Origin of the sequence: Streptomyces boluensis (assembly GCF_009908195.1) — a bacterium.
Lineage (GTDB): Bacteria > Actinomycetota > Actinomycetes > Streptomycetales > Streptomycetaceae > Streptomyces > Streptomyces boluensis.
The window spans coordinates 1-13,107 of the sequence record NZ_JAAAHS010000212.1; the positions used below are offsets into that span (position 1 = coordinate 1).

Annotated in this window: 8 protein-coding genes and 4 pseudogenes; 9 read left to right on the forward strand and 3 right to left on the reverse strand. The window is 71.8% G+C overall.

Going from position 1 to position 13,107, the window contains the following annotated elements; translation table 11 throughout:
* From GUY60_RS23655 to GUY60_RS23675, 5 genes are all read left to right on the forward strand, one after another.
* Positions 1 to 1,713: serine/threonine-protein kinase (locus tag GUY60_RS23655; RefSeq protein WP_246235523.1), on the forward strand; the 1,713-nt coding region annotated here is incomplete at its 5' end.
* A 305-nt stretch (positions 1,714 to 2,018) separates the two neighbouring features.
* Positions 2,019 to 3,983, forward strand: a complete 1,965-nt coding sequence (locus GUY60_RS23660) for a serine/threonine-protein kinase (protein WP_161701084.1) — start codon at positions 2,019 to 2,021, stop codon at positions 3,981 to 3,983.
* A 189-nt stretch (positions 3,984 to 4,172) separates the two neighbouring features.
* Entirely contained in the window at positions 4,173 to 4,598 is a 426-nt protein-coding gene (locus GUY60_RS23665) for a VOC family protein (RefSeq protein WP_161701094.1), read from the forward strand.
* A gap of 196 nt (positions 4,599 to 4,794) precedes the next feature.
* A complete protein-coding gene (locus GUY60_RS23670) occupies positions 4,795 to 5,367 on the forward strand; it encodes a hypothetical protein (RefSeq protein WP_161701086.1) in 573 nt (190 codons plus the stop codon).
* 145 nt (positions 5,368 to 5,512) lie between these two features.
* The gene (locus GUY60_RS23675) at positions 5,513 to 6,151 is read left to right on the forward strand and encodes a class F sortase (RefSeq protein ID WP_312866399.1); all 639 of its coding nucleotides are present in this window, start codon (positions 5,513 to 5,515) and stop codon (positions 6,149 to 6,151) included.
* 16 nt (positions 6,152 to 6,167) lie between these two features.
* On the opposite strand, the pseudogene GUY60_RS23680 reads toward GUY60_RS23675, so the two are convergent.
* Positions 6,168 to 6,359 (reverse strand): annotated as a pseudogene (locus GUY60_RS23680) (hypothetical protein); the annotation flags it as partial.
* On the opposite strand from GUY60_RS23680, the pseudogene GUY60_RS23685 reads away from it, so the two are divergent.
* Positions 6,297 to 7,314, forward strand: a pseudogene (locus tag GUY60_RS23685) (RNA-guided endonuclease InsQ/TnpB family protein). The pseudogenes GUY60_RS23680 and GUY60_RS23685 overlap by 63 nt on opposite strands.
* A 37-nt stretch (positions 7,315 to 7,351) precedes the next feature.
* Here the strand turns inward: GUY60_RS23685 and GUY60_RS23690 are convergent.
* Positions 7,352 to 7,540 (reverse strand): annotated as a pseudogene (locus tag GUY60_RS23690) (NAD(P)-binding protein); the annotation flags it as partial.
* Positions 7,530 to 9,488: an AMP-dependent synthetase/ligase gene (locus tag GUY60_RS23695; protein ID WP_161701088.1), complete on the reverse strand. Its 1,959-nt coding sequence runs from the start codon at positions 9,486 to 9,488 to the stop codon at positions 7,530 to 7,532. The pseudogene GUY60_RS23690 and the gene GUY60_RS23695, both read right to left, overlap by 11 nt.
* A 176-nt stretch (positions 9,489 to 9,664) precedes the next feature.
* Here GUY60_RS23695 and GUY60_RS23700 point away from each other — a divergent pair, with 176 nt between their 5' ends.
* From GUY60_RS23700 to GUY60_RS23710, 3 genes and pseudogenes are all read left to right on the forward strand, one after another.
* Positions 9,665 to 10,132: an SCP2 sterol-binding domain-containing protein gene (locus tag GUY60_RS23700; protein ID WP_312866400.1), complete on the forward strand. Its 468-nt coding sequence runs from the start codon at positions 9,665 to 9,667 to the stop codon at positions 10,130 to 10,132.
* 61 nt (positions 10,133 to 10,193) lie between these two features.
* Positions 10,194 to 11,200: pseudogene (locus GUY60_RS23705) on the forward strand (acyl-CoA dehydrogenase family protein); the annotation flags it as partial.
* A 200-nt stretch (positions 11,201 to 11,400) separates the two neighbouring features.
* On the forward strand, positions 11,401 to 13,107 hold a 1,707-nt coding region (locus GUY60_RS23710), incomplete at its 3' end, for a vWA domain-containing protein (protein ID WP_161701090.1).

The window sequence follows — 13,107 nt, forward strand, 5'->3', positions numbered from 1 at the left end:
GAGGGGGCGCTTGCGCGGGCCGGCGCCGAGGGGTTGCGGAGCGGGGATCCGGTGCGGATCGGCCCCTATGTGCCGCTCGGGCTGCTCGGCAGTGGCGGCATGGGGCGCGTGTATCTCGCGCGGGCCGAGGACCGGCTGGCCGCGGTCAAGGTGATCCGCCCGGAGTACGCGGAGAACGCCGAGTTCCGGCGCCGGTTCGAGCGGGAGGCCGCGGTCCTGGGGCGGGTGCGCAGCGAGCACGCGCCGCGGCTGCTCGACACCGGGTTCGACTCCGAGCTGCTGTGGATGGCGACCGAGTATCTCCCGGGGCCCAATCTCTCCGAGGCGGTGCACGAGTTCGGGCCGCTCAGCGCGAGCGGCGTGTGGCGGCTCGTCGGTGAACTGGGGCGGGCGCTCGACGAGTTGACCGCCGCGCAGGTCGTGCACCGGGACCTGAAGCCGTCCAACGTCATCCTGGGCTCGGACGGGGCGTATGTCATCGACTTCGGCATCTCCCAGGCCGCCGACGCCAGCTCGATCACCACCACCGGCAAAGCCGTCGGCACACCCGCGTACATGTCGCCCGAGCGGCTGCGGGACGGCCGGGCCGATGTGGTGTCGGACGTGTTCTCGCTGGCCTGCACGCTGGTCTTCGCCGCGACCGGGCGCGCCCCGTTCGGGGACGGCACCGGCGTGGACGTCATGCACCGGGTCGCGTTCGAGGAGCCGTACGCGGAGGTGATCGGTGAACTCGTCGCCGCCGACCCGGACTTGGCGGATCTGCTCTCCGCCTGCCTCACCAAGGACCCCGGGCTCAGGCCCACCCCGACGCGGCTCGCCGAGGCCGCGGCGGCGCGGCCCTGGCCGGGGCACTGGCACGGCCCCCTGCACGCGCAGGTGACCGCGCGCCGGGACGCGTACGACGTGCTGCGCCAGGTGCCCATGGACCAGACCGTGCACCTGCGGCTACCGGGCGGCAGGACCACCGCACCCGTGCCGCCCGCAGTCACCACCGCCCACGCCACCACGCCCACCCCCGCGCCGGAGCACTCGCTCGGCCGGACCGTGCCGCAAGGACCGGGCGGCCTGCAGGACGGGCCGCCCCCGCGCGGGCGCCGACGGCGGGCGTATCTCGCGGTCGTCGCCTCGCTCGCCGTGTGCGCCGTCGCGCTGACGGCCTTTCTGCTCACCCGGCAGGGCGAGCCCGCGTCCGAGGCGGGCCCCGCGCCCGCCGGTTCGGCGACCGCGCCGAGCACTCCCGGCCCGGCCGGTACGTCCGGTGACCCTTCGCCCTCCGCGTCCGACGACGCGCAGGGCGGCGCCTCCTCCACGGCCGACCGGAGCAGTGCCGCGCCCAGCGTCGACGTCTCGCGCACGCGGTCCGCGCAGCCCACCCTCTCCGCCTCCGAGAAGCCCGGAGGCGGAGAGGGCAGCCAGTCGCCGCGGCCGACCGGCTCGTCAACACCGGCCAAGCCGCCGGCGCCGCCGTGGATATCCCAGTGCACGTACTACTCCGGCACGGAGATCACCCGCTACGGCGACAAGGGCCAGCGCGTGGTGCAGGTGCAGTGCATGCTCAGCAAGCGGGGGTACGGCATCGGGGGCTCCGGCGTGGACGGGCAGTTCGGGGACGCCACCCGGACCGCCGTGCGGAAGTTCCAGAGCGCCCGCGGCCTGGAGGTCGACGGCGAGGTGGGGCCCAACACCTGGGCGGCGCTGCGCAGTCGCACCTGACGGCGGCGACGCAGGCATCGGCCATCGGTTCGGGGAGAGCGGCAAAGTCAACTCGGCCTGGAGCAAGGGATGGTGACGGTCGGGCAGACCGGCGACTGGTCGGGACAGGCCGCCAGTGGGGCACGCGGCGTGACCGTTGTGGGGTGACTCGTCTCGGGGCGGGGGCGATGTCCTGGCTCGTCGTAAGTCGCCGTTATGGGGCGTCGGGTGTGACTCGACTCCCATCAAACAGTGGCCCGTCGGCGGCCGACTCGTGACCTTCGTGGCACAGAGTGGGACGCGCACGTCGATCTGAGGGGGAGCACATGGCAGGGCACGCGGCGGGAGATCCTCGCGAGGCCACGCCCGCGAGCGGCGGCGACAGGATCGGCCCGTACCGCCTGCTCGACGTGCTCGGCACGGGCGGCATGGGCCGGGTGTACCTGGCCCGTTCGGAGGGCGGCCGCACCGTGGCCGTGAAGCTCATCAAGCCGGAGCTGGCCGCGGAGCCGGAGTTCCGGGAGCGGTTCCGTCTGGAGGTCGAGGCGGCCCGCCGGGTGGGCGACCGGTGGACGGCGCCAGTCCTCGACGCCGACACGGAGGCGGCCACGCCCTGGGTGGCGACCGGGTACATAGCGGGCCCGTCCCTGGAGCGCGTCGTCTCGCCGCACGGGCACGGGCCGCTGCCCGAGGTCTCGGTGCGCACCCTCGCGTACGGGCTCGCCAGCGCGCTCCTCGACATCCATGGCGCGGGTCTCGTGCACCGCGACCTCAAGCCGTCGAACGTACTCATCACCATCGACGGCCCCCGCGTCATCGACTTCGGCATCGCGCGTGCCCTGGACGCGGTGCCCGAGTCGACGCTGACCAGCGCCGGAATGGTGGTGGGTTCGCCGAGCTTCATGTCGCCCGAGCAGATCAGGGGTGAGCAACTCACCCCGGCCAGCGACGTGTTCTGCATGGGCACGCTGCTCGGGTACGCCGCGACCGGGCGCTCCCCGTTCGGCGGGGGCGGTTCCGGCGGGGTGCATGCCGTGATGTTCCGGATCGCGCAGGAGGAGCCGGAGCTCGGGGGCATCGAGGAGCCGTTGCGGTCGCTGATCGCGAGCTGTCTCGCCAAGGACCCGGCGGCGCGGCCCGCACCCGAGGAGGTCGTCGGCCTGGTGCAGCCGGTCGCCACCGGTACGTCGACGCCGCCGTGGTTGCCCGCCCAGCTCATCGCCGAACTGGGGCGCAGGGCCGTGCAGTTGCTCGACACGGACACCCCGCCACGGGCCACCGCCGTCGCCGCTCCGCCGGTCGAGGCGGGCACGGTCATGCTGCCGAAGCAACCGGATCCGGAAGCCGCCGCCACAGCTCTTGCCGCCACGCCCCTCGGCTCAACACCCAGCGGTGCGACACCCAGCGGCGCGACACCCCTCGGCGTCCGTGAGGCGGACGAGGCCGCGGCGTACGCGCCGGTCGCCGCGCCTCGGCGTACCGGCCGTCGTACCGGCCGTCGGGTCGCTCTCTCGCTTGTCGGCGCGGCCGTCGTGGCGGGTGGTGTGCTCGCACTGTCGGCGGCCGGGCTGCCGCCGTTCGGCGAGAACGCGCCGCGCGGGCCCGCGCCGGAGGCCGCGTCGGACGTGCCGGGCGCGTTCGTCGGCACCTGGGCGGGCGAGGTGCTGCGCGACGGCCGGGCCACCGGCCAGTACCGGCGCTTCGAGATCAGCGAGGGGCAGTACGGCGAGGTCGTCGCGAACAGCATCAGCCTCGGCAAGAGCTACGAGTGCAAGAGCGACGGCAAACTCGCGGGCCGGGCGCCGGGCGGCAGTTCGCTGCGGCTCGACACGAAGGTGGTGCGCAGCGTGCCGGAGGGCAGTTGCTCGGCGCTCGGGGCGCACACCCTCGTCACCGAGGGCACCGACGCGCTGCGCTGGGAGGCGGCCGGGCGCAGCGCCGTACTGCGCAAGATCAGCGGACCGGAGCGGCTACCCGAGGAGCTGCTCGGCACCTGGCGGCGGCAGCTGGCCAACGGCGGTACGCAGCGGATGACCGTCACGCAGCAGGCGGTGGGCAGCCCCGCCGCCAAGCTGGTCTCCGAGGCCCCCGGCGAGCACTGCGAGGCCGGAATGGACCTGGTCTCCGCGGGTGAGAAGGGCGGCGACATCCGGCTCGCACCGCCCGCGCTCGACCGCGCCGCCTCCACCGGGGAGTGCGTCACCGGCATGTCGTCGGTGCTGCGGATACAGAACGGCCAGTTGGTACGGGAGTTCACGGACGGGGCGGTGCTCGCGTACGACCGGGTGTGAGCGGCACCCGGCACGCCCGGCACGCCCGGCGTTCGACCGGGTGCAAGCCGCGCCCAGCACTCCCGTACGACGAAAGTCCATGGACGGCGCCGTGCCCCTCGCCCTAGGATCCCCGGACGGCATCGCGCGTTGGTCACCGGCTGGGTGAGCGTGGAGGTGCCCGTGAGTGCCTCTGGAGGCATTCTCCGTATGCCGGTCGAGTTCAACCACACCATCATTCACGCCCGTGACAACCGGGCTTCCGCCGAGTTCCTCGCGCACATCCTCGATCTGGAGATCGGGACGGAATGGGGACCGTTCGTCCCCGTCGCCACGAGCAACGGCGTCACCCTGGACTTCGCGTCCATCCCGCCCGAGTCGATCACCCTGCAGCACTACGCCTTCCTCGTCACCGAGGAGGAGTTCGACGGCGTCTTCCAGCGCATCAAGGACGCCGGGATCGAGTACTGGGCCGATCCGCACGGCAAGCAGCCGGGCGAGATCAACCACCATCACGGTGGCCGCGGCGTCTACTTCATGGACCCCGCGGGCCACGGCATGGAGGTCATCTCGTCTCCGTACGACAGCCACGGCGACAGTCACGGCGACGGCCGGAACGACGAGTCGGCCCGGTGAGCCGTCGTCCGTAGCCCCTACCGCCTCCGTGCGGCCATCCGGCTGAGTGCGTTCACCCGCACAGCCACCGCTCGGCGTCCCCCGCATGCGCGTGGGGCGCCGAGCGCTTTGGCTTCGTAGCACGGAGCACGGGACCTCCCCTGATCCGGCGGCACCTTGGGGGTGCCGCCCCCGGGCTTCGGTGGAGGACATGCTCATGCGTACGACTCGAATATCCCCGCGTGCCGCTCTGTTCATCGCCGCTGTTGCCGCTCCCCTCACCCTGGCCGCGGGTCCCGCGTGGGCCGGTCCGGTGTCGGCGGCGCCCGGGACGGCCCTGGTGCCGACGGGCATCAGCGTCTCCGCGACCGGTTCGGTGGTGCAGGTCACCACGACCGACTGCCCCGACGGCGGCAAGGCCGCCCTGATGGGGAACGGCAACGCCAGCTTCGCGGGCGGCGAGCAGGTCGACCTGGCAGGTGGTGGCACCACCCAGAGCGCGACCTGGCAGGGCGTCAGTCCGGGCACGTACACCGTGGCGGTGATCTGCACGGGCGGAGCCTCGGCCGGGTCCCAGCGGGTCACCGTCAGCGGTACGGCACCGACCACGAGCCCCACCACCACAGCCCGGCCGACCTCCCCGTCCGGCCAGGTCAGGGGCGGTCTCGGCGGTGGCGCCCCGGAGGACACCGGGGCACAGATCATCGGTGGCGCGGCGCTCGCGCTCGCGGCGGGACTCGGCGGTACGTGGGTGATGCGGCGGCGGCGCAGCCGCGGCAGGCACAGCTGACCGGGCGTCCGCCGCTGCCGCGCCCCACGCGCTTCACGCGCCCCAGGCGCCCCGGCGGGACAGCGGCGGACGACCGGCCCATCCCCCTCCTCTAGGAACCCCTGGCACTCCCCCTCACGGAACCCAGTTACGGAAGTGAGCGCCCGTGGCCACCTCGTACCGTCCGCTGCCCCGGATCAAGGTCCCGCTCGCCGGGCTCACCACGCTCGGTGTGCTGGTCGGCGCCTGGCTGATGGCCGAGGGCGTCCGGGCCCAGGAGCAGCCACCGCGGCCGCCGTCCACGGCCGCGCAGGCCGACCGGGCCGGCGGCACGATCGCGGCGCTGCCCGCCTCCCGTCCTGTGCGGATCCGGATTCCGGCGATCCAGGTGGAGGCCCCGACGATCGGGCTCGGGCTGCTGCCGGACGGCACCCTCGATGTGCCGCCGGGCGATCTGCCGCAGCTGGCGGGCTGGTTCCAGGACGGTACGACGCCGGGCGCCGCGGGCACCGCCGTCACCGCGGGCCACCTCGACTCGGCCACCGGGCCCGCCGTGTTCTACAACCTGGGCGCGCTGCGCACCGGCAACACGGTGGAGGTCGACCGGGAGGACGGCAGCACCGCGGTGTTCACCGTCGACCGGGTGGAGCTGGTGCCGGGCGACGCGTTCCCGGACACCCGCGTGTACGGCCAGTCGGACCGGCCCGAGCTGCGGGTGATCACCTGCGGCGGCGCGTACTCGCGGACGACCGGCAGCTACCAGGGCAACACCGTGGTGTACGCCCGCCTCACCGGGGTCCGGTAGCAGCCGCAGCAACGGCTCAAGTGGCCGTCTCCGTACCCGAGTTCGGCAGCCGCAGCGCCCCGTACGCACTGTCCGGGACCGCCGGGCTGCGGGGTGCGACCGGCGGCACGCGCGCGTAGGGGGCGTTCTGCGCGGGGCGCGGGTCCTGGTCGCCCTTGTTGGGCCACAGCGACATGGCGCGCTCCGCTTGTGCCGTGATGGTGACAGGGCGTTCGCCGCGTTCTTCCGCCGGATCAAGTCCGGTGACACACCGGGTTATCCGCGCTTCCGGGGCGTCAACTGGTTCGACACAGTGGACTTCCCCAAGACGGCGACGGCTGCCGCTGGGACTCCACCCCACACGACCCGACCACCCGCGTCCGATTCCAAGGCGTCGGCCACGTCAAGGTCAACCAGCACCGCCCGGTGGCCGGCAAGGTCAAGACCATCTCGGTCAAGCGCGAGGGCAAGCGCTGGTACGTGGTCCTCACGGCCGAGCAGGCGCAGCCCGAGCCGCTACCCAAGACTGGCAGCATGGTCGGCATCGACCTGGGCATAGCCAACTTCCTCACCACCTCCAACGGCGAGCACGTGCCCAATCCCCGCCACGGCCGCAAGGCCGCCGCGAAACTCGAAGCCACACAGCAGGCCCTCGCTCGGTACCCGCGTGTGGGCCGGGACAAGCGCTCCGCCAACCACCAGCGTGCCGTCATCAAGGTTGCCGACCTGCACCGCAAGGTCCGCCGCCAGCGGCTCGACCACGCGCACAAGACCGCGCTCGGCCTGGTCCGCGCACATGGCTTGATCGCGCACGAAGACCTCAAGATCCGCAACATGAGCAAGGCCCTCGCGCGGAAGCCCGACCCCGAACAGCCTGGCACCTTCCTGCCCAACGGTGCCGCCGCCAAAGCCGGGCTCAACAAGTCGATCAACGATGCCGGTTGGGGGTGTTCCTGACGATCCTGCACGCCAAGGCTGAGAGTGCCGGACGGGAAGTGATCGCCGTGGACCCCCGCAACACCTCCCGCACCTGCCCCGAATGCGGGCACGTCAGCGCGGAGAACCGGCCTACACAGGAGAAGTTCCACTGCGTCAGCTGCGGCCACGCCGCGCACACGGACACGGTGGGCGCACGCAACGTTCTACGGGCCGGGCTGGTCCGTCGCAAAGCCCAACCGGCATAGCGAGAAGCCCCCCCTCCTTCAGGAGGGGGAGGAGTCACGAACTCGTGGGCAGCGACCGGCGGTCGAAGCGGCGGCCGGCCTCCAGTACGCCGACCCGGTAGCCCTTCTCCGTCAGGCGCAGCGCGGACACGGAGCCGCCGAATCCGGAACCGACGACGATCACGTCATAGTCGTACGCATCCGAAGAGTCGTACGCGTCCGACGACGCGGCGGCCTCAGGACTCATAGAGCGCCTCGATCTGCTGCTCGTACGCGCGTGCCACCGCGTGCCGTTTGATCTTCAGCGAGGGTGTGAGCAGCCCATTGTCCTCGGTGAACTCGCCCTCCACGAGCACGAATTCACGGATGGACTCGGCGCGCGAGACCGACTCGTTGGCGTAGTCGACGGCCTTCTGGACGTCGGCGCGCATGCGCGGGTCCTTGATCACCTCGGACATGGGGGTGTCCTTGGGCGCCTTGCGGACGGAGAGCCAGTGCTCGACGGCGTCGGGTTCGAGGGTGATGACGGCGCCGACGAAGGGCCGGTTGTCGCCGACGACGATGCACTGGCCGATGGGCGGGCGGCTGCGCAGCCGGTCCTCCAGGACGGCGGGCGAGACGTTCTTGCCGCCACTGGTGACGAGGATGTCCTTCTTGCGTCCGGTGATCCGCAGATAGCCGTCGTCGTCGAACTCCCCCAGGTCACCGGTGGCGAACCAGCCGTCGTTCAGGACCTGTTCGGTGGCGTCGGGGTTGTTCCAGTACGAGCCGAACACGATCGGGCCCTTGACCAGGATCTCGCCGTCGTCCGCGGTCCTGACCGAGGTGCCGGGCACGGGCAGGCCGACGGTGCCGGGGCGGGGGCTGAGCGGCGGGATGACGGTGGCGGCGGCGGTGGTCTCGGTGAGGCCGTAGCCCTCGTAGACGATGATTCCGGCGGCGTAGAAGAAGAGGTTGAGGCGCCGGTCGAGCGGGGAGCCGCCGCTGATGGCGTAGCGCAGGCGGCCGCCGATCTCCTTGCGGACGCGGCGGTAGACGAGCAGGTCGTACAGCGCCCAGCCGAGGTAGAGCCCGAGCGAGGGGCCCTTGCCGCGGTCGAGGAAGCGGTCGAGGTAGGCCTCGCCGAAGCGGACGCCGATCCGGTCGGCCCGCTCGAAGGAGGAGCCGCGGCCGATCTTCTCGGCGGTGGCCCGGCCGGCGTCGTGGATCTTCTCGAAGAGATAGGGCACGCCGACGATGAAGGTGGGCCTGAACGACCGTAGTTCCGGGCGGAGTTCATCGGGCTTGATGCTCGGACAGTGGCCGATCTCGATCCGGGCGAGCAGGCAGGCGACCTGGATGACGCGGCCCAGGATGTGCGCGAGCGGCAGGAACAGCAGGGTGGTGGCGACCTGCCCGGTGACCTCTTTGAAGATGGGGTGCAGCAGCTCGACGGTACTGGCCGCCTCGGCGTGCAGATTGCCGTGCGTGAGGACGCACCCCTTGGGCCTGCCGGTGGTGCCGGAGGTGTAGCAGACCGTGGCGATGGTGTCGGGGGTGAGCGCGGACCTGCGCTTGTCGACCTCTTCGTCGGCGATGTCCCGGCCGAGCTGGGCGAGTTCGGGGACCGCCCCGGCGTCCAGCTCCCAGCACCGCGGCCGGTCGGGCAGTCCGGCGCAGGCGGTCTCGACGGTACGGGAGTTCTCCTCGGTCTCCGTGATCACGAACCCGGCGCCGGAGTCCTCGACGATCCAGGCGACCTGTTCGGCCGACGAGGTGGCGTAGACCGGCACGGTCTGGCCGCCCGCCGCCCAGATAGCGAAGTCGAGGACGGCCCACTCGTAGCGGGTGCGGGACATCAGGGCGACCCGGCCGCCCGGTTCGAGGCCCGCGGCGATCAACCCCTTGGCGGCGGCGGTGACTTCACGTGCGAACGCGGCAGCGGTGACCGGCCGCCAGGCCCCGGCTCCGGCCCCGGCCCCGGCTCCGGTCCCGGCCCCGGGCTCCTTGCGGCGCAGCACCACCGCGTCGGGTGCCTCGGCGGCGTTGGTGAAGGGGATGTCGGCGGTGGTGCCCGGCGCGGACGTGGAGGTGGCCGCGAGGGAGGCGGTGCGCACCTCGCGTACGACGCCGTCCTGCCTGATCAGCTCCGTGGGGAAGCGCTGCCCGAGATCGCCGCGCTGCTTCGCCCGTTTCAGATCCTTGCGTACGCCCATGGTCGGCTCCGTTGTCGGCGCTGTCGCTTCCGTGCCGTGCTGCGGTGCGTTCTGCGGTGCAAGTTCGTGACGCTCCGGTCAACTTACTCATGCGTAAGCAGAAATCAATGGGTCTGGCGCATGTCTGACTTCTGAGTAAGCTTACTCGCGAGTAAGGACGATCGAGGAGGGCTTCCGTGGCGGAGAGCGAGAACCTGGACAACCTGGCGGACCTGGACTTCGCGGGCGTATCGCCCGAGGAGTTCGCGAAGATCGTGAAGGGTCTGTCGAACAAGGAGATCAACGAGATCGCGCGGGACGAGGTGCTGCGTACCCGTGTGCTCGCCGAGGTGTTCGGCCGTATGGGCCGGCAGTTCAGGCCGGAGACCGCGGGCACTCTGGAGGCGCTGATCCGCTGGAAGGTGGGCGACGGGCACGAGGCCGTGTACGAGACCCGGATCGCCGAAGGCACCTGCACCGTCACCGAGGGCCGCAGTGACGCCGAGCCGCGCGTCACGCTCGTCATGGGCGACGCGGAGTTCCTGAAGCTGGTCTCCGGCAACTCCAACCCGGTCACGATGTTCATGACCCGCAAGCTGAAGATCGCGGGCGATGTCGCGCTCGCCGCCGGGCTCACCCGCTACTTCGACATCCCGAAGGCGTGAGGCGCGGATAGCCGGCTCCTCCCTCGAACTGACCGAGGAACAGCAGGATTTGAAGGACTGAGTGCACGGCTTCGCGGCCGATGTGGTGCGCCCGGCGGCCTCCGAGTGGGACGAGCGCGAGGAGACGCCCTGGCCGGTGATCCAGGAGGCCGCGAAGATCGGGCTCTACGGGTTCGAGTCCCTGGCCGACCTGTTCGGCGACCCCAGCGGCATCTCGCTGCAGATCGCCAACGAGGAACTCTTCTGGGGCGACGCGGGCATCGGCATGGCCCTCTTCGGCACCTCGCTCGCGGTCGCCGGGATCTTCTCGTCCGGTACGCCGGACCAGTTGGCCGTTGGGGTCTCCCCTGCTCGAACGTAGTTGAGAGCTCGGGGAAGGGTGCCGCAGTGCTTCGGCGACGAGGACGAGCCGAAGGTCGCGGCGTTCTGCGTCTCCGAACCGCAGGCCGGGTCCGATGTGTCGGCGATGCGGACCCGGGCGCGGTACGACGAGGCGAAGGACAAGTGGGTGCTCTCCGGCCAGAAGGCCTGGATCACCAACGGCGGCATCGCGAACGTGCACGTCGCCGTCGCCTCCGTCGACCCCGCACTCGGCGCGCGCGGCCAGGCCGCCTTCATCGTGCCGCCCGGCACGGCGGGGCTCCAAGGCTCCAAGGCTCCAAGAAGATACGGAAGTTGGGGCTACGGGCCTCGCACACCGCCGATGTCTTCCTCGACGACGTGCGCGTACCGGGGCACTGCCTGCTCGGCGGCAAGGAGAAGCTCGACGCGCGGCTCGCCCGCGTCCGCGAGGGCGGCTCCGGCGCCAAGGGGCAGGCGGCCATGGCGACCTTCGAGGTCAGCCGCCCGACGGTCGGCGCGCAGGCGCTCGGCATCGCGCGCGCCGCGTACGAGTACGCCCTCGACTACGCCGGGGAGCGCGAGGCGTTCGGCCGGCCGATCATCGAGAACCAGTCGATCGCCTTCGCCCTCGCCGACCTGCGTACGGAGATCGCGGCGGTACGGCTGCTCATCTGGCAGGCCGCGTGGATGGCCCGCAACGGGAAGACCTTCGACGCGGGACAGGGAGTGAGATTCAGCGGCTTGTGATTGCTCGGGCGATTTCTGGGCGGCATATTCGGTGAGCGTTGTCGTTCCGGGTGGCCGTTCCCGGTGCGGTGGTCGGGGGTGCTGAGTTGTGACACTTCCGCAACCGCACCGGGCGATCGTTCCGCCCCCTTCCCGCGTCACAGTCACAAGCAGTGGACGAGTGAAGGGGGCGGTCGGCGATGGCTCGTGGGGATGTTCGGGTGTGGGGGCGCGTGCGCAAGGGGGTGGTCGCGCTCGCCGCCGGGGGCGTGCTGCTCACCGGGTGCACTTCGGGGGGCACGCAGCAGACCACCGACTCGGTGGACCGCGGGCCGTCGGGGGGCGGCAAGGCGCTGCCCGCGCCCGGCGGCGCGGAACAGCCGGGCGAGAAGGGCCAGGAGTCGGACGAGGGACGGGACTTCGTGCCGCCGGACTACCTCTCCACGTTCGCCCTTGACGTCGACACCGCCTCGTACGGCTATGCGCGGCGCACCCTCGGTGAGGGGCGGTTGCCCGATCCGTCGACGGTGCGGCCGGAGGAGTTCGTCAACAGTTTCCGGCAGGACTATCCGCAGCCGAAGGGCGACGGCATCTCCGTGAACGTCGACGGGGCGCGGGCGCCCGGAGCCGGGGACGACTGGTCGCTGCTGCGGGTGGGGCTCGCGACGAAGTCGGCCGTGTCGGAGGAACGGCCGCCCGCCGCGCTGACGTTCGTCATCGACGTCTCCGGGTCCATGGCCGAGCCGGGCCGGCTCGACCTGGTCAAGGAGTCGCTCGGCGTGATGACCGACCGGCTGCGCCCCTCCGACTCGGTGGCCATCGTGACGTTCAGCGACGAGGCCGAGACCGTACTGCCGATGACCCGCCTCTCCGAGGACGCGGACCGCGACCGGGTGCACGCCGCCGTCGCCGGGCTGAAGCCCACCGACTCCACCAACCTCGACGCGGGCATCCGCACCGGCTACGACACCGCCGTCGAGGGCCGCACGAAGGGCGCCACCAACCGGGTCGTGCTGCTCTCCGACGCCCTCGCCAACACCGGTGAGACCAGCGCCGACAGCATCCTGGAACGTATCTCCGAAGCCCGCCGCGAACACGGCATCACCCTCTTCGGGGTGGGCGTGGGCAGCGAGTACGGGGACGCCCTGATGGAGCGGCTCGCCGACAAGGGCGACGGGCACACCACGTACGTGTCGGACTCCGCCGAGGCGCGGAAGGTGTTCTGCGAGGACCTGCCCGCCCACATCGAGCTGCGGGCCCGCGACGCGAAGGCGCAGGTCGCGTTCGACCCGGAGACCGTCGAACGGTTCCGGCTGATCGGCTACGACAACCGGCAGGTCGCCGACGAGGACTTCCGCGACGACCGGGTGGACGGCGGCGAGGTCGGCCCCGGCCACTCGGTGACCGCCCTGTACGCGGTACGGCTCAAGGAGGGCGCGCGGTCCGGCGGGCATGTGGCGACGGCGCGGGTGCGCTGGCTGGACCCCAAGTCGCGTGCGCCGCACGAGAGTTCGCGGAAGATTTCGGCGGGTGGGTTGGCGCGGCCGCTGTGGGACGGGGCGGACCGGGGGTTCCAGGTGACTGCGGTCGCCGCGTACTTCGCTGATGCGTTGCGGGGGGCGGGGCGTTCTGGGTCGTCCGGTCGGCCGTCCGGCTGCCCTTACGACGATCCGACGGCTTCTTGTCCTAGTGCGCGGCCGGAACCGGCGTTGGGTGGGGGCGATTCGGGTACGGAGGGGTCCGGCTCGGGCTCCGGTTCGGGTGAGGATCGGTTTACGCCCTTGCCGGGGCGGGTGTCGTTGAGTGAACTCTCCGAGCATGCTGATCGGTTGGCGGGTGGTACGGATGATCCGTACGAGGGGGATGTGGTGAAGCTGGCTGCTGCGGTTCGGCAGGCGGTGGAGTTG